Origin of the sequence: Prosthecobacter fusiformis (assembly GCF_004364345.1) — a bacterium.
Lineage (GTDB): Bacteria > Verrucomicrobiota > Verrucomicrobiia > Verrucomicrobiales > Verrucomicrobiaceae > Prosthecobacter > Prosthecobacter fusiformis.
Genome location: NZ_SOCA01000002.1, coordinates 146,546 through 168,065 on the forward strand (window position 1 = coordinate 146,546; position 21,520 = coordinate 168,065).

Genomic DNA, 21,520 nt, shown 5'->3' on the forward strand with positions numbered 1-21,520 from the left:
TCGGCCCCTTATAAAATCATACGTGGCTCTGCTATCGCCGCCGCCGCCATCCCAGCCAAAAGAAACCCAGCCCCAGAAGCAGCGCCCGGCTCGGCTCCGGCACGATGGTCACAACCAGGGAGCCTCCATCATTGATGGCTCCGATATCCCATAGCAGTCCCCATTCAGTCAGATCAGGCAGATTTAAATTACCCTCATTGTTATCCAGATCCCGGCCTGTGCGGTTGTTGGTACCCAGCAGGAAACCCGTGTCATCCAGAAGCCCTGCCCAGTCAATCAATGTCCAGGAATGATCCTTCATCGGCACATAGTCATCATCAAAAGTGACCGAAAGGAAAGTGTCGGCTGTCAGCTTCAGATCCCCGCCAATCGTGATCTTGTCCGCCGCGCTTGCATTAAGGATCTGCAACTGTGCCACCGTCGTCGGAGCATCCGCATCAAAGGATAAATCCCCGCTGATGCTCAGGGTGCCGATGCCATCCCCTGCCGTGGAGATGTCTAGATTGTCAGAAGTCGTGCCCGGCCTCAGTTGCGCTACCCCGCCGATGTGGAGATCCCCCGTAATGCTACCGCTGCCGCTGATGATCTTTGTTCCGCTGGTGGGCGCATAAGTAAAACCCGACGTAAGGCTTCCCACATTAAAAACCGCCCCTGCATCCACCTGGATCCAGTTGCTGCTGGCGATGCTGCCCGTCTCAGCCAGCGTCAGGCTTCCCCCGCTCACCGTCGTCTTGCCTGTATAGGTGCTGGCCACATTGAACTGGAGTATACCGGCACCGGTTTTAATAACACCGCCACTGCCCACCATCGGCAGATTGGTGGTGGTCGTGCCGCTATTGATGGCAAAGGTTCTCTGCCCCGTTCCCAGATTGATTTGCGCCACTCCGTAACTGCCTGATGTCAGGTTAAAATTGTTGTTCCCCGTGGCGGTAAGGGTCCCCTTGAGAATAAGTTCACTACCGAGTGTAGCGCTGTTATTATCGGGTCCTTTGGCGATGGTGATGTTCTGGCCACTCAAAGTCATGCCGCCCGGACCGATGGTGAGAGAAGTAACCCGGCTGGTATTGTTGCCCCCGATGTTCAGCAGCGTTCCCGAAAACCCCGTCGCATTCAGTTGGTTGATCGTCATCGTCCCACCACTGTTGACCGTCAGCGTTCCCCCTCCTGACAGCGTCGCTGTCCCCGTGATCTCGACCACCCCGGCATTGTTGGAGCCTGAGGCAAAACCTGTCCCGCCAGTCTGTACATAGTTGGCAAAGACTTCATTGAATCGGCCTAACATAAACATCGGCCCGGAGGTGACAGTGATCGTCGCTGTGTCTGGAATCTGATCAGAATTTCCCCAACTCAGCGTACCTCCGTTCACCAGAATGTCTCCTGTGGCATTGAAACCCGCACTTTTTTTCATCGTCAGCCTGCCCGCGCTGACTGTGGTCACTCCGGCATAAGTATTGTGATCAATGCCCCCTAGTACAAGCGTGCCTGTGCCTGCCTTTGTCAACCCGCCTGCCCCCACAATCGCCAACTCCACGGTCGTGATGCTCGTATCATCACCGTTGATCGTCCAGGTGCGCGTGGCATTACCCATGTTCACTTGGTTGACCGCAGCAGCTCCCAGCGTGACAGCCTCGTTATAGGTGATGGAATTGACTCCTGTCGCGGTGACGTTGCCTCCTAGCAGCAGTTCAGAGCCTTTAAAAGTCGAATTGGCGGTGCGGTTCAGTTTCAAAATTTGCCCGCTCAGCTTCAGTCCGCCTTCCCCCACGCTCAGTCGGGTGACCGTGCTCGCATTGTCAGACCCGAGAACAAGCACCGCAGTCGTCGAACTGGCACCTACATACCCTGTAAAATCCACCGTATGCGCAGACCACTGCCCACGGCTGTTAATGGTGAGCGTATTCCCGCCGGAGATAGCCAGCGTTCCTTTGATGTCTATTATTCCAGAGTTGTTGTTAGAAGACATGCCTCCAGAGGTCTGGGTATAGCTGCCGATGGTCTCATTCCGGCTGCCAAAGGTAATGGTCCCTCCTGAAATAATCACATCGGCTGCGTCATCGATTTGGTTATTCGCTCCCCACACAAAAGTCCCACCGGTCGTCACCTCGATATCGTCATTGATCGCATCAACATTCACGCTTTTAGCTGTCGTCAGCGTTCCTCCAGAGACCGTGATCTTGCCTGTCAGCGTATTCCCATCCGCACCGCTCAAAGTCAGGTTTCCCGTACCGTTTTTAGTAAATCCGGCAGTACCCGCCAGGATGGACTTGATATCCACCGCCGCATTCGCCGCGATGATAGGTGTGCCTGCGAGTGTGAGCGTATTCCCACTCAGCACATACGTCCCGGACCCCGGCGTGTTAAAGGTCAGCCCTCCTGCCGTGATCGCCGTTGTCAGCGTGACGGTTCCCGCCGCTCCGCTGCCCACGCCAAAGACAGCAGTATCCCCATTCGCATTATTCCAGGCCTGATACCCCGGTGGCACACTCGCAGCGTTGTACCAGCGGTCGGTCACTGTCGTATCCCAGTTCCCGGTTCCGTCTTGAAGCCCACCAGTGGATATATTGCCATCCCACGTCAGGGTGGCAGCATTGAGCGAGAGATGGGTGCATAGCAGAGCCAGGAAAAGGGATGTCCTAAAAATCACAAGAAACGGGGGGATGGGGGGAGATATAAAAACACTCCTAAATAGCAGTTTCTGTCCCAAAAACACCACTCACAGCCTGAATCCACCCCTTGCTACGGCAAACCTTTACCCTGCCAAAAGAGGTATAGCCCCCTTGTTTCCCCCAAGTTTGGTGATTGATGCCTCTTGCACCCGCCCCAGACTCTGCGCCATCATAGAAGGCGATGCTTCCAGAAATCACCCAACTCCTCAAACTCCAGGAACGAGACCAGCGCATCCGCGCCCTTCAGAAAGAACTCAAGGACATCCCCAAAAACGAGGCGATGGCCAAAATGCAGCTCGCCGGGGATCAGGCCGCCGTGGAGGCCGCCAGCATGCGCGCCAAGGAGACCGAAGTGAAAATCAAGAGCGTGGAGCTGGACATCGCCACCCGCCAAAACTCCATCAAACGTCTCCACGACCAGCAGTTTGAAACTCGCAAAAACGATGAATTTCAGGCTCTGGGGCATGAAATCAAACGCTACGAAACCGACGTCCACGCCCTGGAAGATACCGAGCTGGAGCACATGGAAGTCCTCGAAGGCGCTAAGGCGGTGCTCAAGGAAGCCCAGGCCAAACTCGCCATCACCCAGGGGCGCGTGAATGAAGACCTGAAATCCCTCGCCATCCGCGCCGAAGGAGTGAAGGCCCGCCTCGCCGCCGAAGAGGCCGAGCGCAGCGCCCTCGCCACTCCTGTGGAAACCCCCGTGCTGGATCTCTACAACCGCCTCTTCACCAAAAAGGGCGATTCCGCCGTCGTGGCCCTGCTCAATGGCATCTGCGCAGGCTGCCACATGAAGGTCGTCATGGGCACCATCCAGCAGCTCCGCTCCGGTGAAACGCTCACCCAATGTGAAAGCTGCGGGCGCATTCTTTATTTGGTGGAATAGTCGCGCACCATGAACTGGGCCATCGTTAAAGCCGTCCTTCTTCTCTCCGCCTCGAATGTCTTCATGACCTTCGCCTGGTATGCGCATCTGAAGGACATGAAGGCCAAGCCGTGGTTCGTCGCGGCGGTTCTGAGCTGGGGCATCGCCTTCTTCGAATACGTCCTCCAGGTCCCGGCCAACCGCATCGGCAGCACCGCGCTGAACCTCCCCCAGCTCAAGATCATCCAGGAGGTCATCACCCTCACGGTCTTTGTCCCCTTCGTCTTCTTTTACATGAAGCAGCCCCTGAAATGGGACTACCTCTGGGCCGCCCTTTGCATGTGCGGTGCCGTTTACTTCATCTTTAGAAAGTAAAAGCCGCTTATTTCACCACCGGCCTGCCTTCTTTGAGCCAGGCATCGAGCCCGCCTTTGAGCAGCGCCAGCCGGGTGAACCCCATGCGGTGCATCTCCACTGCGGCCAGCTTTGACCGGCCACCCAGCGCACAGTAAACGAGCACCGGTTTTTGACGGTCCAGAGTGGCCAGGTATTCCTGGGTCGCAGGCTGTAGATAATCGTAGTTTTGGGACCCTGTCAGTTTCCCCTCACGCTCAATTTCCTCCGGCATCCGCAGATCCAGGATGAACGCATCCGGCGTCTGTGCCATCCAGGCAGCCGCTTCCGCAGGTCCCAGTTCCTGGACTCCGGCGGGCAGTGCGATACTGGGCGGCTCCGTTTCCACTTGCGTGGCAGGGACAGGTTTGCAGCCGAAAAGGGCCAGGCAGAGCAGGGGCAGGAGCAGTCGCATGTGGATGCCGCACTTTCCCGGAAAGCCAGCGCTTCGCAACGGCATCCTCACTTCTGTTTCAGCCATTCCGGGATTTCCAGCTCGCTGCTCTTCACCGCAGGGGTATCGCCTCTCCAGACGAAACCCGCATCTGTGAAGCTCTTCTGATGGTTCTTCAAATAGGCCAGCATCCGGTTGCCGAGCTGTTTGTTAGGGGAGTTTGTCCGCACGGCAAAAGGCTGCACGGCCTTGGCCTTGTCGGCTGGCAGCGGGATGGAGTCAAAGTGGTCCGCCTGGTTCTGAATATTGATCTGATAAACCACCGCCGCATCCAGGGATCCGGTGCGCAGCTGGTTCACCAAAAAGTCACCCGTCGGCACCTGGCTGGAGGCGTTTTTGCTCACGCTTTCCCAGAGGTTCATGGATTTCAGGATGCCCTGCGTCATGAAGCCCAGGGTGGACTGCTCCGCATTGCAGATGCCCACCCGCAGCCCCTCACGAGCCAGATCGGCCAGTGTCTGAATGTTCTTCGGATTGCCCTTTGGGACAGCGATGACGATCTGCGCCTCGGTCAGCAGCACTGCCTCCGGGAAATGCTCAGCCACCGGCGGGACAAAGCAGACATCGCAGGCATAATAAACATCGGGAAACTTCGGGCTGCTGCTGTCCTCCATTGTTTTCATCGCCGCACACAGGATGCCGCAGCCGTTAAAGACCGTTGTGATGCTGATGCCTTCCCGGGTGGCAAAGTCCTGCACCAGCTTTTCAATGGCAGGCCTGTTCACCCCGCCGCTGTAGAGGATGAGTTCAGGTTTCGCCGACCACTTGTCCCCTCCCGCTGCCAGAAAACCCAGCTCTTTAAACACCGCTCCACCCTTTTCCGGTGCCGCCAGATAACGGGCGAATTTCAATGCCTCTGCTGATGATGCGGCACTGGTCAGTACCGCCACACTCGCCTTTTCCGCATGACTGGAAAGCTCAGGCACTTTCACCATTTCCAGCCCCTTGAACTGTCCGATGACACTGTCCCAGACGATGGATGCATCCACCGCTCCCAGTTGGGTGTCCGCCGCCACTTCCGCCACCGTCGGTTTCATCACTGCGGCTGTTTTTGCCAGCGTCTCCCAGCGGTCACCGAGCAGTTTTTGGGTGATCTTGCCGATGCTGGCCGCCTCAGGATTCGTCAGCGCCAGACGGACATCCGGCTTTTCCAGATCCGCCAGGCTGCGAATGCCTTTCGGGTTGCCCTTGGCCACAGCGATCACCGCATGCTGGACCGCGATGGGCAGCAACTCCTGGGTCACCTCCAGCTTGCGTGCATCCGCCAGGGAGCCGTCGTCCGCAGCGATGAAAAGATCGCCCCGGTTGGCCACCCGCAGTTGCGTCAGCAGCGTCCCCGTGCCGCCAAATTGCAGGGACACCGGCACCCCCATTTCTTTTTCATACTGCGCCGCCACGGCCTCCACCGGCTTTTTTAAACCGGCAGCGCAATACACCGTCAGGCTCTGCTGGGTGGACCGGCTGCCTGGGCGCAAGCCGTAAAAGGCCAGGGCTCCGGCGGCCAGGATGAGGACGAGTGCGATGAGTTTACGGGGCATAAAAGGAATCTACTTTTTTCTCAGGAGCATCACGGCCGCAATGCTCAATAGAAGGGCGACCGCGCCAGCGGTCCATTGCCAGGGCCACTTGACGGCGACATAGGTCACGTGGTCATCGGCTGTGACCGTCACAGTGACTGGCGCATTGGAAGCAGCTGGTTCTTGTGGGATCACCGGTTCTGGCGGCGCGTCCGCCTTCACCGCGGCCAGCGCCTTTTCCCAGTCCACATTCATCAGGATATCCCAGCCCGGATTTTCATTCTTCAGTCGGCAGGAGCATCGGCCCACCAGGAACATGCAGGCATCTTCCAGCGAGGCATCATCCAGGTCCGCTAGCGGCCATGCCCCCAGGACACGCCCCCGGCCAAAGACCGCTGCTGCAAAGCTGGTCGTGGAGGCATCCACCTTGCCCTCCGGCCCCGCCAGCATTCGGATGAGCGGTTGCTCCGCGGCGTCATCACGCCTCAGCCGCAGTGTCGCAAACTTCAGCCTCAGTGGCGGCCCGGGCCCGAGCTGGCTGTCTGGGTCATTCGGATTTTGCACCGGCAGCGCCGCCACCTGCTCCAGAAAACCAAGCCGTTTTTCGATGCGCTCCGCCTCCGCCTTGTCCTCTTGACTGCCACCCTCTACGATCACCCAGATCACCGAATCGCCCGCCAGGATTTTTTTCAGCAGTTCCTGGCGTGCGGGGGAGTCCAGCAGCATCGGCAGCGTCTGGGCATTCAGGGCACCGGACCACACCAAGTGATCGCTTTCACGCGAGTATTTCAGCGCTGCCTCCGTGGCTTCCGGGGCGGAAGTGATGCTCACGTTCGCCTTGCCATTGGCCCGCAAAGGGCGCAGCAGATCACTCACCGCCGCATCCTGGGAAACCGATGGCGGCAGCACCAGATGGAAGGCATCCGCCTCCCAGCGGTCCAGCGCAAAGCGGAACACCGGGATGGTGCAGGCACTGGCCGTGGAAGCCAGAGCAAGGCCGAGAATGAACAGACGAAAAAGCATGGAGTCCCCAGGTCAACGAACGGCCTCTAGGTAAAGTTGCAGAGGGCTGGGGCAAATCTGCCACTCAGCCCCATCCTGCCGATTCTCAAATCCTGTCAGTGCGCCTGCAGCCAGTTCAGGCCGGTGCCCGCTTCCACACCCACCGGCACATCCCCCAGCGTCAGTGCATTCTGCATCTCCCGTAGAATGAGCTCCTTGGCCTGCTCGACTTCATCCACAGGCACTTCAAAAAGCAGTTCATCGTGCACTTGCAGCAGCATTTTGGTCTTCAGACCCGCATTGGTCAGCGCCTTGTCCACGTTGATCATCGCCAGCTTGATCATGTCCGCCGCTGTCCCCTGGATGGGCGTATTCATCGCCATCCGTTCCGCGCCGCCGCGAATGCTGGCATTGCCGCTGGCGATGTCGCGGATCACCCGCCGCCTGCCGGTGATGGTCTCCACATACCCGTAACGCTTCGCATCCTGGACGATCTGCTCCATGTAGCGATGGATGCCTGGGAACTGCTTGAAGTAGTTCTCAATGATCGTCGCCGCCTCCCCACGCGGGATGCCCAGTCGCTGGGACAGGCCAAAGGCGCTGATGCCGTAAATGATGCCAAAGTTCACCATCTTCGCCGTGCGGCGCATCTCCGGCAGCGTCCCTTCTAAAGTGACCCCATAGACACGGGCTGCTGTGGCCTGATGGATGTCGTGACCGTTTTGGAAGGCCTCGATCATCGCCGCATCCTCGCTCAGCGCCGCCATCACCCGCAGCTCCACCTGGCTGTAGTCCGCGCTCAGCAGCACCCAGCCTTCCTGGCCAGGCACAAAGGCCTTGCGGATTTCCTTGCCGGAATCGGACCGGATGGGGATGTTTTGCAGGTTCGGGTTGCTGGAGGCCATGCGCCCCGTTGCCGCCATCAGTTGATGGAAGGTTGTGTGCACCCGGCCTGTCACTTTGGAAACCGTGCCCGGCAGGGTGTCCACGTACGTGTTCTTCAGCTTCGTCACCTCACGATACTCCAGGATGTCGGCAATGATCGGATGCAGACCTGCCAGGGATTGCAGCACCTGCTCATTCGTCTGGTACTGTCCGGTGGAGGTCTTCTTCGGTTTGTCCGTCAGCTTCAGTCTTTCGAAAAGCACCTCACCGAGCTGCTTCGGGCTGTTCAGGTTGAAGGGCCCGCCCGCCACCTCCTGGATGCGGCGGTGCATTTCGTTGGCGCGTTTTTCCAGCTCCAGACCGAATTCACGCAGGGCCTGCACATCAATCGCCACCCCCGTGTTTTCCATCTTTGTCAGCACGGGCAGCAGCGGACATTCGATGTCGTAAAACACACGCTCCGCCCCATGCTTGGGCAGCAGCGGGCGCAACTTTGCCGCCAATTGCCAGGTCACATCCGCATCCTCGGCCGCATAGTCCGTGATCTTTTGGGGATCCGCCTCTGCCACATCTGCCATCGTGCTCTGGCTGAAAAGATCATTCTTCTCCGTGCCAATCAGGGCCGTGATCGGCACCGGGGTATATCCCAGCATGGACTCCGCCAGATAGTCCATGCCGTGCCGCTGATCCGGCTCGATCAGCGAATGTGCCAGCATGGTGTCGAAAAACGGCCCCACGACCTCCAGCCCGTGTGCCAGCATCACACTGAGGTCGAACTTCAAGTTATGCCCGATTTTCTCAATGCCCTCCGCAGCTCCGGCGGGCAGCACGGTATCGCCTCCGTCCCAGGGGGCGGAAAGGCTTTCCGGTGCAGGGGAGGTATTGGTGAAGACACCTCGGAATTCTTCCAGCACCGCTGCCGCTTCAGCCTTGTCCCGTGGAAACAGGACAAACCAGCCCTCACCATCCTTCCATGAAAAAGCGATGCCCACGATCTGTGTATCGCGTGGGTCCAGAGAAGTCGTCTCCAGGTCAAAGCAGAACTGCGGCTGCGCCTGCAGTTCGACGATGAAGTTCCTGCGTTCCTCCGGGGTGCGGATCAGATGATAAGCATGCTCGGTGTCGGCGATGCTGCGCATGTTGTGGGCCGTCTGCTGCGTCGTTTCCTCCATGGAAAAAAGATCGCCTGGCATGGCTGCGGCGGTCTCCGTCGGGGGTGCAGCATCCTTGGCGAGCTGACGTCCGCGCCCGGCCTTGAACTCATCTCCAAACATGCGCTTGCCCAGCGCGTTGAATTCAAATTCCGTGAACAGCCCCTTCAGCAGTTCATCGTCATGCGGGCGCACCGCCAGCCCGTCCAGCTCCACCTCCAGGGGCGCATCGTGCATGATGGTGGCCAGTTGTTTGGAAAGAATCGCCTTGTCCTTGTTCTGCTCCACTTTCTCCTTTTGCTTGCCCTTTAACTGCGCTGCATTGGCGATGAGATTTTCCAGGCTGCCAAACTGCTGGATCAGGCTCGTGGCCGTCTTTTCACCAAAGCCGGGGATGCCCGGAATGTTGTCCACCGCATCTCCCATCAGGGAGAGGATGTCCACCACCTGCTCTGGCCGCTCGATGCCCCACCGGGCGCACACTTCCGCCACGCCCAGGATTTCCACATCACTGCCCTGACGGCCTGGTTTATAAATCTTCACCGATTCCGACACCAACTGGCCGAAGTCCTTGTCCGGCGTCACCATGAAGGTCTCGAAATCTTTGCCTTCAGACCGCTTCGCCAGGATGCCGATGATGTCATCCGCCTCATACCCATCGCGGGTCAGCAGCGGGATGTTCATCGCCGCGCATAACCGGTGGATCTGCGGGATCGCCGTCACCAGGTCCTCCGGCATTTCCTCCCGCTGCGCCTTGTACTCCGGGAAGATTTCATGCCGCGGTGTCGGCGCGGAAGTATCCAGCACCACCGCCAGATGCGTCGGCTGCCAGCTCTTGATGATGTCCAGCAGCGTATTGGTGAACCCGTACAAGGCGGACGTATTCAACCCGTCGCTGGTGCGGATCGGGTTTTTGATAAATGCAAAGTGCGCCCGGTAAAGCAGGGCCATGCCATCAAGCAGAAAGAGACGTTTCGACATTGCCGTCAGCCTAGCAGCCTCCGCCGGGGAGCACAACGGCAGGGGAAAATTTATGCACCCTGAAATTCCAGGCTTCCAACGTGACGCGTGGCCGGGACGCTGATAAATTGCCCCATGCTACGACACGTTTTGCGAATGGCTCTCTGCGCTGTGTTCGCGATCAGCTTCCTGGGTTGCAAGCCTGCCCTGGTAAAACGCACCGCTGCGCTTCCATCGGAAGTGTATGTCTGGCAGCGGTCGTGGAAGCCGGAGATCACGGCCAGTGTCAGCAACTCCAAGGGCTGGCTGCAGGCTTATCATTTGCTGGCGGCAGAAGTCCGTTTTGAAAAAGGGGAGGTGAAGACCACCAGGATCCAGCCAGACAAAGCGGCCATGGCCGGGCTGCGAGTGGGCCTGGTCATCCGCATTTTTCCCTCGGCGGCCAAAACCGGCTGGGATGTGAAGGCGGTGGTGGAAGTCGTGGATCTGGTCAAATCCCTGGTGGCCGAATGGCCGGAGGGCAGTCTGGCGGAGGTGCAACTGGACTACGACTGCCCGGACTCAAAACTGCCCGATTTTACCCGTCTGCTGACCGCTGTGAAAGAAGCTGTTTCTCCTTTGCCCGTTTCCTGCACGGCCTTGCCCTCCTGGTTGAGGGAGAAAGAGTTTGCCGACCTCGCGGCCGTTGCCCCGGGTTACGTCTTGCAGGTGCACTCGCTGCATTTGCCAGATTCGCGAGGCAAGAGAGTCGCCCTGGTTGATTTGGAAGAGACGGATGAAGCGGTGGCCAGGGCGGTTAAAATCGGGGTTCCTTTCCGCGTGGCCCTGCCGACTTATTCTTGTGTGGTCGAGTTTGATGCGGCCGGCAAGGTGCGGGAGGTCTATGCTGAAGATGTGCCTCAGGCACTGCCTCTGCAGAGCTCGAATTATCTGGTGCTGGATGCGGATGCCTATGGGATGACCACCCTCGTTTCTAAATGGAGAAATGAGGCATCACCACTGATGAAATCGGTGGTCTGGTATCGCCTGCCAGTGGCGGGGGACCGACTGAACTGGAGCCTGGATGTAATGAAGCAGGTCGTTGAGGGGACGCCTTTGAAACGCGGGTGGAAAGCTGAATGCAAGGCCAATGACAGCGGCGTCCATGAGATCCGCCTGCGTCAGGCTGGCGATGCGCCGGATGATCTGCCTCTGGTGGCCGTTGTGACCTGGAGAGGCGCTGAGCCAGCCGCCGCAGATGCATTGCGGGGGTATCGCATGATCGGCTCCGGCCCAGGCTATCTGGGATTGGAGCTGGAAGATCCTGGGCGGTTGCCCAGGGCGGCTCCGGGGACTGAAATGGTGATCGGCTGGCTGCGGTTGGAAAGGGAGGCGAAAGAGATGAATGTATCTTTAAAAGCTGCGCAGTGATCCTTGTCAGGTTGAGGACTTGAGTGATAATCTGGTCCCATGCATGCATGGCGACCATTGATTGGCTGGACGGTTCTTTTGGGCCTTGTGCCCGTGTTTGCCTGCGGTCCTTTCTTTCCTGAAAACGCGTTGGACAAGCCGAAGGGCATCCTGCAGCCGCCCCTGTTTGAATTCTCCGGGGAGCTGTATCAGTTGAAGGATCCTTGGTTAGGCGAAAAGCTGGCGGCCAGGAAACCGGGCTCGCCCGCTTACACTCTGGATTTGGAGATGGCGGAGATGGAAACCGTCATGCAGCCCCGCCTGCCGGATGAGGCGGCACGTAAAGTCTGGCTGACGGCGTATCGAGAGTTGCGCCGGACTATGATCCATCACAGCGACCGGTCAGCCTCTTCGCTGACAACCCAGGACCGCGAGGGCATTGCCGGTATTGAAACGGCGAAACCGAAGGCTGAAAAGCTGATGCCGGACATGCCAGAAGATGTGCGCCTGTACCTGGAAGGTGCGCTGCTGTATCTCTCGGCTGAGGATGACACCGCCGCCGTGGTGACTCAGGCCCGGGAAAAGTGGCAGCAGGTCCTGGCCTTACCAGCGGCCCAGCGGCAGTGGCGCTCCACTTGGGCAGCCTGGATGCTTTTTCGCACAAGCGATCCTGCTGACGATGCGGCCTGTGGCCAATGGCTGGCGGAGACTCGAAAGCTGAGCCTGGAAGGCTTTGCGGACTGCCTGTATCTCGGCACCGAGGCCACTTATATCCTCGGAAGGCCCGCCAGTGATCTGCCGGAGAAATCGCTGGTCAGTGAGGCTGCCTGGAAGCGGGCTGCGTTTCTGCGGGCCATCCTCGGCATGGGCTGGGGCATGCGTGACCTCCGTCATGATCGCTGGAAATATGGCACGTGGAGTGAGGAACTGGCGCAAGAAACTCTGGCGGACCCTTTCCTGCGGCAGGCGCAGCTTCTTCACCTGATCGAAGTCGCCCAAAATGCGCTGGACTGGCAGTTTGGCAACCGGACGGACACCCCAGAATTTCCAGTGGGGGATCTGGAGCTGTGGCTGCAGAGCTTTGAGAAATCCGGTCTCAAGGAACAGCGTGAGGCTGGTCTGATTGCCTGGATCTATTACAATGCGGCCAAGTTTGACGAGGCAAAACGCTGGCTGAAACTGGCCCAGTCCGATGACGTCATTGTCCTCTCTCTCAAGGGTAAGCTGGCGGCCATGGATGGACGAAAAACGGAGGCCGTGAAGTCCCTGGAGGCAATGGCCAAGCTGCTGCCGAATGATGAAGACGAGGAGCGTGCCATGATGGAGGACGCGGCACAAAGGGAAATCACTCCGTTGAGTGCGGATAACTATCTGAAAGTGCGGCGCCATCATTTCCTGGCTGATTATGGCCGGGCACAACTGGCGACGAACGACTTCACCGGAGCGCTCAGGACTTTTTCCAAAACGGATTTCTGGGTGGACACGGCCTACATCGCGGAGCGCCTGCTGTCGGTGGAAGAGTTGCTGGCCATGCAGCGGGCCGAACCCATGGCTGAAGCGGTCAAGACCTGGAGGGTCGAGGAAGAGAGCGAACCGAAGGGCGAGGTCAAAACGATCCGCGGCCTGAGTGAGAAGTTCGGTGGCTGGGGACGTCCCACGGATGCTCCTGTGATGAGGCACCTGCTGGGCCGGAGGCTCTTGAGGGAGCAATATTTTAAGAATGCCCATCTTGTCCTGCCCGGGGAGCTGTCTTCTGCCAGCAAGGTCTATGCAAAAGCCTGCCGGGATGGGCATGATCGCAAGCTGCCGAAGGCGCAGCGAGCAGAGGCCCTTTGGCAGGCGGCCCAGCTTCATCGTATGTTAGGCATGGAGCTGGTTGGATTTGAAACGGGGCCGGACTATTATGCAGCAGGCGGTTCTTTTGAACTCCGGGACATGGCGGCCTTTCGCCGCCAGAAGGTCTGGTTGGACGAGTGGGAGCATGATGAAAATACCCTGGTTGCCGGGCAGCAGGTGCCCACCTTTGCCGCAACGCCGGACGAGGTCTGGCGGGCACGCCACTATGGACCAAAGGTGGACAAGCGTTTCCATTATCGGTACGTCGCGGCAGAGATGGCCTGGCAGGCGGCTGCGCTGATGCCGGATGATGATCCGAAAACGGCGGAGGTGCTCTGCATCGCTGGCAACTGGCTGCAAAACCGCGACCCGAAAGCGGCGGACCGCTTTTACAAAGCCCTCGTCCGGCGAAATCCAAACGTACCCCTGGCCCAGCAGGCTGATAAGAAACGCTGGTTTCCAGAGGTGAAGTGGGAGTTTGATATGAGTTTGAACTGACTGCAAAAAGTCAGCGTTATCATCCTCCCACCTTCAGGATCGCTCCCTGATCGGCGCTGGTGACCATGGCCGCATAACGAGCCAGATAACCGCTGCGGGCTTTCGGGGCAGGCGGTGTCCAGCGTTGCCGGCGCTCGCTCAGCACCTCGGCGGAAACCAGCAGATTCAAACCGCGCGCGGGAATGTCGATCTCAATGCGGTCACCCGCTTCGATGAGGGCGATGGGGCCCCCGGCTGCCGCTTCCGGGGACACATGACCGATGGCTCCGCCACGGGTGGCACCAGAGAAACGGCCATCGGTGATGAGGGCCACGGAATCTCCGAGCCCGCGTCCCGCGATGGCTGCGGTGGGAGCCAGCATCTCCTGCATGCCGGGCCCTCCGCGCGGGCCTTCATAACGGATCACCACCACATCACCCGCCTTCACCTGTCCGCCCAGAATCCCCAGGTTGGCCGCTTCCTGGGATTCAAAGATGACGGCGGTGCCGGTGAACTGCATCATCCCAGGGCTCACGCCTGCGGTCTTCACCACGCAGCCATCCGGTGCCAGGTTTCCAAAGAGCACGGCCAGCCCGCCCTTGGGCGAATAAGCTTTGTCGAGCGAGCGGATCACATCCTCATCCTTCACTTCAGCCGTGGAGATGGTTTCACCCAAAGTTAGGCCGCTCACCGTCATGCTGTCTGGATGGATAAGGCCCGGTCTGGTAGCCAGGGATTTTAAGATGGCCGATATCCCCCCTGCGCGGTCCACATCCTCCATGTAATAGGAACCGGAAGGGGCGACCTTGCAGATATGCGGCACCCGTTCGGCCAGGGTATTGAAGTCGGCCATGCTCAGCGGCACCCCTGCTTCATGGGCAATGGCGATGGTGTGCAGAACTGTATTTGAGGAGCCGCCCATGGCCATGTCCAGAGCCAGGGCATTCTCAAAGGATTCACGGGTCAGCAGATCCGATGGCCTCACATTGTCCCGCACCAGACGCACGATGGTCCGGCCTGCCCGTTGGAAAAGGGCATCGCGTGCCGGATCGGTGGCCAGGATGGAACCATTGCCAGGCAGCGCCCAACCCAGGGCCTCGCACAGGCAGTTCATTGAATTCGCCGTGAACATGCCCGAGCACGAACCGCAGGTGGGACAGGCATTCTTTTCGATCGTCGTGAGCTGCTGTTCGGTGATGGTATTGGAGGATAGCTGCCCCACGGCCTCGAACACCGAGGCCAGATTCAGGGATCGGCCGGTCACCGGATCTGTGCCTGACTTCATCGGGCCGCCGGAAACGAAGATGGAGGGGATGTTCACCCGGGCTGCTCCCATCATCATGCCTGGCACGATCTTGTCGCAGTTCGGGATGCACACCACACCATCGAAGCAATGCGCCCTCAGCATGGTCTCGATGCAATCGGCAATGAGCTCTCGTGAAGCCAGGGAATACTTCATGCCGCCATGCCCCATGGCGATGCCGTCATCCACACCGATGCAGTTGAACTCAAATGGCACGCCGCCCGCTTCCCGCACTGCTTCGCGCACCTTGCGGCCCACCACATCCAGGTGCGCATGCCCCGGAATGATCTGGACAAAGGAATTGGCGATGGCAATGAAAGGCTTGTCCCAATCGTCTTCGGACTGGATCACGCCGGTGGCGCGGAGGAGGCTGCGGTGCGGGGCGCGCATCGCCCCTTTTTTGATGGTGTCGCTGATGGCCATAAGGGTGGGTGGTTAACTGTGCCCACCAGAATCCCTCATGAAGATGCATGATAGAATGACTGCTTTTGCTCATTAGTGATATCAAATCGGTATGAGTTATTCCCTTCGCGAAATTGAGTGCTTCATCGCTGTGGCCGAGGCCCTGTCCTTCACCCGTGCGGCCAAACGCCTGAACATGGCCCAGCCGCCTTTGTCCCGGCACATCCGCACGCTCGAGGAGAAGATTGGGGCGCAACTTTTCTCGCGTGAACCCAGGCGTGTCTCCCTCACCGCCGCGGGCAGTCTGTTCTATGATGACATCCGCAATGTGCCCCGCCTGTTAAACAGGGCAGGGGAGGCGGCCCGGCGATGCTCTGCCGGGGAGACTGCAAGGCTGAGGCTGGGTTTTGTGAGTGCGGTGATGAATGATGAACTGGTGGACAGCTTTCGCCGCTACCGCGAGCGCCATCCGGGGGTGCAGATCATGCTGCATGACAGCTCTCCCAACGACCAGCTCAAGGCGATCGCCGAGGGGCGGCTAGACGGCGGTTTTGTCGGAATCATCCCTCCGGTTAGGCCGCCGGGCATCCAGTTCATGGCCTGGCATCAGGAGCCGTTGGTCTGCTTTGTACCCTCGGGACATCGGCTGGCAGGTTCCCAAAGCGTGGCTTTAAAAGCGTTGGCGGAGGAGTCCTTCATCGCAGTCTCGCATGAGTCCGCTCCGGCCTTCGCAAGCCATATGCAGGAGCTTTGCAAAGCGGCAGGTTTCCGCCCGCGCATCATTCTGGAATCCCCTCGTGCACAGGCGGTGGCGCTGATGGTGGCAGCAGGCTCCGGGGTGGCCTTGCTGCCTGCCGCACTGGCTCAGTTCATGAAGACCTCCGTTCATGCCATCCCGTTGAAGGGCAGCCCGAAGATCACCCATGTCTTTGCCTGCCAGAAAGGTCGCGCGGTGGGGCCGCTGGGCCATCTGCTTCAATTGCTGAAGGCACGGAAGCTGGCCTGATGCTGATCGGGTTATACTTTCCTGAGCTTATAAGGATAGGCCTTGTCCGCATTCCACTGGCAGCCATACAGGTCACCGGCATCATCCACGCATACATCGTGGACATTGCGGAAGACGGGCTGGTCTTGGAGCAGCAGCTTCACCTGGTCTCCCTCGTATTCAGGAGCCTGGCCACCGGGGGCGGAGATGACGCGGTTGTCCTTGTCCAGAATGAGGATAAAGCCCCGGTCCCGCCACATGCGATAGTCCCCCGGTTTCATGCCAAAGCAGACACCTGAGAGCAACAGGTCGCCAGAGATGACCGGCCGACTCATAAAGGCACCCGGCAGGTAGACCGAGCGCACGTATTCCCCCGCCAGGGTAAACCAATGGAACTCATTGCGGATACGCTCCGTGCAAAGCACCAGGGGTTCCGGGCCACGAAGGTCGATGGTGACGCCATGGGCCTGCATGAACTTGCCGGGGTTCATGGCCTGGCTGCTGAGACCGCCGAACTTGCGGATAAACTTCCCCTGGGCATCGAACTGAAGGATGAACTGTGAGCCATAACCGTCCGCCACATAGACATCGCCATTGGGAGCGACGGCAGCCTCAGTCGGGGCGTATTTGCTGGTTGCATCATAGGCTCCGCAGTCCTTGGCATGCGGGAGTTTGAGGAGCACCTCCCCCTTGAGGCTGGTCTTGATGACGGATGCGCCTGAGGAATCGCATAACCACAAGTATTCCTGGCCATCGCGGGTATCGAGTGAAAGGCCATGGCCCGCTTTAAGGCGGAGTGTCCAGGCATCGAGGACGTGGCCCTCTTTGTCGAAAATCAGGATGTTATTGCGGGCCTCGTTGGTGATCATGATCAGGCGCTTCTGGGCGTCCATGACCATTTCGTGACAGTCCTTGACGGGGTGTGTCTCCCGCTTTGCCTTGCACCATTCCAGGTCCACCTGATAACGATGGGCTCCATGGCCGATGATGGCACCCTGGAGGGAGGTCTTGCTTTGAGCCTTGATAAAAGGGGCACTCAAGACGGTGCCGGCGGCGGCGAGGAGGGTACGGCGTTTCATGACGGATAAACTCTGCTGGCGGGGACAAACTATCGCCGCACCCGGCTAATGCTACTTTTTCACCAGCACCTGTCCGTCAGCATAATGGAGAAGGTGCCGCGCAAGCCCCTTCAAGGTCTGGCGTGAGAGGGCGATCTCGGTGCTGCCAATCTCAAAGCGGTTCTGCGAAGGAACCGTGTGAAGGGAAATCCAGTCGAGCTGCCACCAGGCATTGCCCGCCTGGCTGCCTTCCCGGCAGCGGATGTAATCGAGGGCCAAAAGTTCACCGGGATGCTCAGAGCTTTCCCTTTCATGCTTTTGGTTAAGAAAATCGGCGAAGGGTTGCGAGTAATAAAAACCGCAGGGATGGCGGTGAAGCTGCATGGAACAGGACGGCTTGCTACTCAAGGTCTGGCAGCACATCCACGGCGACCGCGAGATGTTGTTTGCCAGCACCGATGGTGACGCCGCGCAGGGGGCTGACATCGCTGAAATCACGCCCCCAGGCGACGGTGATGTGGCGCTCGGAAGGCAGTACGTTGTTGGTGGGGTCGGCATCCATCCAGCCGCAGGTCTCACCGCAATAGACGGAGACCCAGGCATGGGAGGCATCGGCACCGACGAGTTTCACAACTCCGGGAGGAGGCATGGTTTCGAGGTAACCGCTGACGTAGCGGGCAGGCAGACCGAGGGAGCGGATGCAGGCGATCATGACCTGGGCGAAGTCCTGGCAGACACCACGCCGCTGCTTCAAAACTTTCTCAACGGGGGTGGCGACATCGGTGGCCTTGGGGTCGAAAATGAAGTCCGTGTTGATGCGGCGGTTGAGGTCGCTCACAGCTTCAAGGATGGGACGCTTGGGGGGGAAAGAAGGCCGTGCATACTCGGCAAACAGCGGGCCGATAGGAATAAGAGTGGATGCAAAAGTGAGCTCGCCAGCCGCAGTGGCAGGGTTGAAGACATCACTGCGGCAGGCGTCGCGGATGGATTCCCAGGCGGGAGTTTTGGCTGGATCGAAGGGTTCAGCACGCTCCACCTCGACCAGGCTGCGGGCGATGACTTCCAATTTCTGGTGAGAGCCTTCAATCTCAAAATAGACATTGGTATTGCCATAGTAGTCTGAGCGTTCAGACCGCTGCATGGGCGTCGGGCGGATAGTCAGCTCATGCCACGGGCACTCCTGAAAGGGCAGCGCGCGCGGCTCCAGGCGAGCCATGTAATGACCGACGGTGACCGCACTTTCATACGTGTAGGTGGTGCGATGAATAATGTTGTAGCGCATGATGGCTCAGAGGTTCCGTGCTTTAAACTGATCCATTCATTCGGTCCGCCGGATGGCGTGGCTGAAGTAGTGCTCCGTGATGATGTCGGAAAGTTTTTCGAGGCCTTCAGTGAGGGTGTCACAGATGGCAGAGACTGAATGGACGAGCTGGTCTGGAGTGCGGGCTAGCGCGGGGATATTCAGGGAATGAAGGTCGGAGAGCAGGACATCGGTCTGCTGCTTTTCCGGCATGAGGGATTCAAGAGTGGGATCGGTCGGTAGCTCGGCCGCCTGGCGTTTTAAAACCAGGAGTTGGTGAGCTACGGAACGGGGATTGATGTCATTGAGCAGCAGCAGGTCCATCACCGGGGCCAGGACAGGAAGGGCAAAGTGGAGGCGGCGATAGGTCATGGTGCTATCGCAAATTTCCAGCAGAGGGCTAAGGAGGCTGTCATCCTGGGCCTTCTGCTCCATGGTTCCTTTGATGAGGGTAAGGATGATGGTGGCGCGCTCGAGACGACGGCCTATTTCGAGGAAACGCCAGCCGTGGCCGCGGGTCATGTTTTCCTGCTGCATGCCGCTGAGGGCGGCGAGGTCCAGGATGAGGGTATCGAGGGAGCTTTGGGCTGCGGAGAGGCTGAATGGACCCGCTGGCAGGCGGGCATCCCGGTCAATGCGGTTGAAAAGACGCCACATGTCATCCGAGAGACGATCTCGTGCGGCGGAGGCGTTGTAACGAAGGCGGCTGAGCAGGCCGGGCACGCTGCCTTCACGCTTGGGATCTTGGACCAGGGCCTGGAGGTGATCGCGGAGCACCGTCGCATCCTTGGGCAGAAGACCAATTTCAACCATGAGGGCGACGCAGCTCTGAGCCTCGCGACTTTGAACAAGGCCACGCTCACTGGCGAGGCGCTGCATGATGACACGGGTCATCCGGACGGTGAGCTCAAGGCGCTCCGCATAACGGCCTAACCAAAAGAGGTGGTCTGCCGCACGGCTGGGCACGCCGCTGGGCGGACGGGCAGGGCGGATGACGAGGGGCTGCTGGTCCAGGTGGCCAAAGGCGGTGTCCTCCGTGCCGTCGCCGAGCACCCAGGTATCCTTGCTGATGCCGCCGCTGCGCATTGTGACGAGCCAGCGCTCTGGCTCCGGGCTGACACGGGCGAGGCCACCAGGCATGGTCGCGAAACGTTCTCCTTGGGAGATGGCAAAGGCACGCCAGACGAGGGAGCGTGGTTCCATCTTAGTGCCTGTCCAGGTGGGTGTGGTGGAGAGGCTGAGGACTTCCTGGGCGACCCATTCGTGGGGAGCGGCGCGGATGGTATCCAGCAAACGGGCTTTCTGCTCCTTTTCCAGATCGCGGATGAAAACGGGATCACGCGAGCCGCGGACGAAGGCAGGTTTGACCACCCAGCGGTCAGGGTCGGACATGACCATAGCGAGCTCGCGCCGCTGGCCGCACCACCAGGTGGGAACGCAGGGAAGTTTGAGCTCCTCACCCAACAGATGACGGCACAGGCCGGGCATGAAAGGGTGCAGGGCAGGGGTTTCGATCACGCCCGTGCCCAGGCCATTGGCGAGGGCGATGTTTCCGCTGCGCCAGGCCTCCATGAGGCCGGGGGTACCGAGCAGGGAGCCGGAATTCAGTTCCAGAGGGTCGCAAAAAACATCGTCTACATGGCGCACCATGACCTCCACACGGCGGAGTCCTTCTAAAGTCTTCAGGTGGGCGTGGCGGTCACGGACGGTGAGGTCAGCACCTTCGACGAGGGGGAAACCGAGATAACGGGCCTGGAAGGCGTGCTCAAAGTAGGTCTCATTGTAGGGACCGGGGGTGAGCATGAGGATGCCTGCATCCCCATGACGATGCTTCGGGGCTAGGGAGCGCAGCATCTCACGCTTCAGCTCAAAGTAATTGGCCAGGCGGCGCACGCGGGAGGCATTGAACTCCTCCGCATAAACGTTGGACATGACGATGCGGTTTTCCAGGGTGTAGCCGTGGCCGCTGGGGGCCTGGGCACGGTCCGCGAGGACGCGCCAGGAGCCACCTGCATCCCTGACGAGGTCACAACCCAGGGAGAAGATGAAACGGCCGCCGGGGGGATTGACGCCGACAACGGGACGCAGGAAGCCAGGGTTCGCCTGGACGATGCCAGGGGGGAGCAGGCCGTCCCGGAGGAGATGCTGGGGACCGTAGAGGTCCAGAAGGATGGCATTTAAAAGGCGGCCACGCTGGTCCAGACCTTCCTGAACACGCCGCCAGTCCTGCTCGGCAACGATGAAGGGGAGGAGGTCCAGCATCCAGGGACGGCTGGCACCCTGGACGTCATCATAAATATTATAGGTGGCACCATGGTCCACCAGGAGGCGCTGGATGGTATCCGCGCGTTGTTTGAAGTCGGCATCCGTGCATTGGGCCAGGAAACTGCCGAAGGTCTTCCAATGGGCACGCAGCTCTCCACTGGGCATGACCATTTCGTCAAAGACGCCCGGTACCGGCCGATAATTCAGCAGGCAGGCCTCCAGGGCAGGCGCGCGCGCAGTCGCACCGGATGGCGACGGAGGTTCAATTGAGACAGACGATGGGTTGGGCATTAGGCGGGTTGTTCCTTCATCGCCACATCGGCGGGTTCAAGCAAGCAAACAGATTCAGTGCCAAGGCAGGCAAAAGGATTTCAAGAATTCACATTCTATACGCCCGGAAGGTGGGCGCTGACAGGGTGTATAATGGGTAATTATATTTAGGTAATTGAATCAGATGGCCAGCATGGGGAGAGATTTTATTTTTTCCCCATTTGGGGATTTGATAGCTTAAATCCTTGGTTATCAATAGATTGTGATGGGGATTTCATGGGGATTATTTTCCCCATGGGGGATCTTGGGGAATGGCTGGCAGCGGCTGGGGATAGCGACGAG

General features: G+C 59.3%; 15 protein-coding genes. 5 read left to right on the forward strand and 10 right to left on the reverse strand.

What is annotated here, in order from left to right; genetic code table 11:
* Positions 1–31: 31 nt before the first annotated feature.
* A complete protein-coding gene (locus EI77_RS06595) occupies positions 32–2,644 on the reverse strand; it encodes a beta strand repeat-containing protein (protein ID WP_166647085.1) in 2,613 nt (870 codons plus the stop codon).
* Between the two features lie 203 nt (positions 2,645–2,847).
* On the opposite strand from EI77_RS06595, the gene EI77_RS06600 reads away from it, so the two are divergent.
* Positions 2,848–3,552, forward strand: coding sequence for a zinc ribbon domain-containing protein (locus tag EI77_RS06600; protein ID WP_133793999.1), 705 nt, complete (start codon positions 2,848–2,850; stop codon positions 3,550–3,552).
* A 9-nt stretch (positions 3,553–3,561) separates the two neighbouring features.
* Positions 3,562–3,906 (forward strand): DMT family protein, encoded by a 345-nt coding sequence (locus tag EI77_RS06605; RefSeq protein WP_133794000.1) that lies wholly within the window; start codon positions 3,562–3,564, stop codon positions 3,904–3,906.
* A gap of 7 nt (positions 3,907–3,913) precedes the next feature.
* Here the strand turns inward: EI77_RS06605 and EI77_RS06610 are convergent, their stop codons facing one another.
* The 4 genes from EI77_RS06610 to polA form a co-directional block, all read right to left on the reverse strand.
* The gene (locus EI77_RS06610; RefSeq protein ID WP_166647086.1) at positions 3,914–4,339 is read right to left on the reverse strand and encodes a rhodanese-like domain-containing protein; all 426 of its coding nucleotides are present in this window, start codon (positions 4,337–4,339) and stop codon (positions 3,914–3,916) included.
* A 47-nt stretch (positions 4,340–4,386) separates the two neighbouring features.
* Positions 4,387–5,916, reverse strand: coding sequence for a molybdate ABC transporter substrate-binding protein (modA, locus tag EI77_RS06615; RefSeq protein ID WP_133794002.1), 1,530 nt, complete (start codon positions 5,914–5,916; stop codon positions 4,387–4,389).
* A 9-nt stretch (positions 5,917–5,925) separates the two neighbouring features.
* Positions 5,926–6,918 (reverse strand): hypothetical protein, encoded by a 993-nt coding sequence (locus tag EI77_RS06620; protein ID WP_133794003.1) that lies wholly within the window; start codon positions 6,916–6,918, stop codon positions 5,926–5,928.
* Positions 6,919–7,013: 95 nt separating this feature from the next.
* Complete coding sequence (gene polA / locus EI77_RS06625) at positions 7,014–9,914, reverse strand: DNA polymerase I (RefSeq protein WP_133794004.1); 2,901 nt, start codon at positions 9,912–9,914, stop codon at positions 7,014–7,016.
* 114 nt (positions 9,915–10,028) lie between these two features.
* Here polA and EI77_RS06630 point away from each other — a divergent pair, with 114 nt between their 5' ends.
* Positions 10,029–11,303, forward strand: a complete 1,275-nt coding sequence (locus EI77_RS06630; RefSeq protein ID WP_133794005.1) for a DUF3142 domain-containing protein — start codon at positions 10,029–10,031, stop codon at positions 11,301–11,303.
* 39 nt (positions 11,304–11,342) lie between these two features.
* On the forward strand, positions 11,343–13,616 hold the full coding sequence (locus tag EI77_RS06635) for a tetratricopeptide repeat protein (protein WP_133794006.1): 2,274 nt from the start codon (positions 11,343–11,345) through the stop codon (positions 13,614–13,616).
* 19 nt (positions 13,617–13,635) lie between these two features.
* On the opposite strand, the gene ilvD is transcribed toward EI77_RS06635, so the two are convergent.
* A complete protein-coding gene (gene ilvD, locus EI77_RS06640) occupies positions 13,636–15,321 on the reverse strand; it encodes a dihydroxy-acid dehydratase (protein WP_133794007.1) in 1,686 nt (561 codons plus the stop codon).
* Between the two features lie 91 nt (positions 15,322–15,412).
* On the opposite strand from ilvD, the gene EI77_RS06645 reads away from it, so the two are divergent.
* Positions 15,413–16,306, forward strand: coding sequence for a LysR substrate-binding domain-containing protein (locus tag EI77_RS06645; protein ID WP_133794008.1), 894 nt, complete (start codon positions 15,413–15,415; stop codon positions 16,304–16,306).
* Positions 16,307–16,317: 11 nt separating this feature from the next.
* Here the strand turns inward: EI77_RS06645 and EI77_RS06650 are convergent, their stop codons facing one another.
* Genes EI77_RS06650 through EI77_RS06665 form a run of 4 tightly spaced genes read right to left on the reverse strand, consistent with a single transcriptional unit; the run spans position 16,318 to position 21,199 of the window.
* On the reverse strand, positions 16,318–17,364 hold the full coding sequence (locus EI77_RS06650; protein WP_133794009.1) for an NHL repeat-containing protein: 1,047 nt from the start codon (positions 17,362–17,364) through the stop codon (positions 16,318–16,320).
* A 51-nt stretch (positions 17,365–17,415) separates the two neighbouring features.
* Positions 17,416–17,727: a hypothetical protein gene (locus tag EI77_RS06655; RefSeq protein WP_133794010.1), complete on the reverse strand. Its 312-nt coding sequence runs from the start codon at positions 17,725–17,727 to the stop codon at positions 17,416–17,418.
* Between the two features lie 16 nt (positions 17,728–17,743).
* Positions 17,744–18,625, reverse strand: coding sequence for a transglutaminase family protein (locus tag EI77_RS06660; protein ID WP_133794011.1), 882 nt, complete (start codon positions 18,623–18,625; stop codon positions 17,744–17,746).
* Positions 18,626–18,661: 36 nt separating this feature from the next.
* Entirely contained in the window at positions 18,662–21,199 is a 2,538-nt protein-coding gene (locus EI77_RS06665; protein ID WP_133794012.1) for a circularly permuted type 2 ATP-grasp protein, read from the reverse strand.
* Between the last annotated feature and the right edge of the window lie 321 nt (positions 21,200–21,520).

Bases quoted from the DNA above. Each gene is read 5' to 3' on its own strand.
- EI77_RS06635 (WP_133794006.1), top strand. From the start codon at position 11,343: ATGCATGCATGGCGACCATTGATTGGCTGGACGGTTCTTTTGGGCCTT.
- polA (WP_133794004.1), bottom strand. From the start codon at position 9,914: ATGTCGAAACGTCTCTTTCTGCTTGATGGCATGGCCCTGCTTTACCGG.
- EI77_RS06665 (WP_133794012.1), bottom strand. From the start codon at position 21,199: ATGCCCAACCCATCGTCTGTCTCAATTGAACCTCCGTCGCCATCCGGT.
- modA (WP_133794002.1), bottom strand. From the start codon at position 5,916: ATGCCCCGTAAACTCATCGCACTCGTCCTCATCCTGGCCGCCGGAGCC.
- EI77_RS06605 (WP_133794000.1), top strand. From the start codon at position 3,562: ATGAACTGGGCCATCGTTAAAGCCGTCCTTCTTCTCTCCGCCTCGAAT.
- EI77_RS06650 (WP_133794009.1), bottom strand. From the start codon at position 17,364: ATGAAACGCCGTACCCTCCTCGCCGCCGCCGGCACCGTCTTGAGTGCC.
- ilvD (WP_133794007.1), bottom strand. From the start codon at position 15,321: ATGGCCATCAGCGACACCATCAAAAAAGGGGCGATGCGCGCCCCGCAC.
- EI77_RS06630 (WP_133794005.1), top strand. From the start codon at position 10,029: ATGCTACGACACGTTTTGCGAATGGCTCTCTGCGCTGTGTTCGCGATC.
- EI77_RS06610 (WP_166647086.1), bottom strand. From the start codon at position 4,339: ATGCGACTGCTCCTGCCCCTGCTCTGCCTGGCCCTTTTCGGCTGCAAA.
- EI77_RS06600 (WP_133793999.1), top strand. From the start codon at position 2,848: ATGCTTCCAGAAATCACCCAACTCCTCAAACTCCAGGAACGAGACCAG.
- EI77_RS06645 (WP_133794008.1), top strand. From the start codon at position 15,413: ATGAGTTATTCCCTTCGCGAAATTGAGTGCTTCATCGCTGTGGCCGAG.
- EI77_RS06660 (WP_133794011.1), bottom strand. From the start codon at position 18,625: ATGCGCTACAACATTATTCATCGCACCACCTACACGTATGAAAGTGCG.
- EI77_RS06655 (WP_133794010.1), bottom strand. From the start codon at position 17,727: ATGCAGCTTCACCGCCATCCCTGCGGTTTTTATTACTCGCAACCCTTC.
- EI77_RS06620 (WP_133794003.1), bottom strand. From the start codon at position 6,918: ATGCTTTTTCGTCTGTTCATTCTCGGCCTTGCTCTGGCTTCCACGGCC.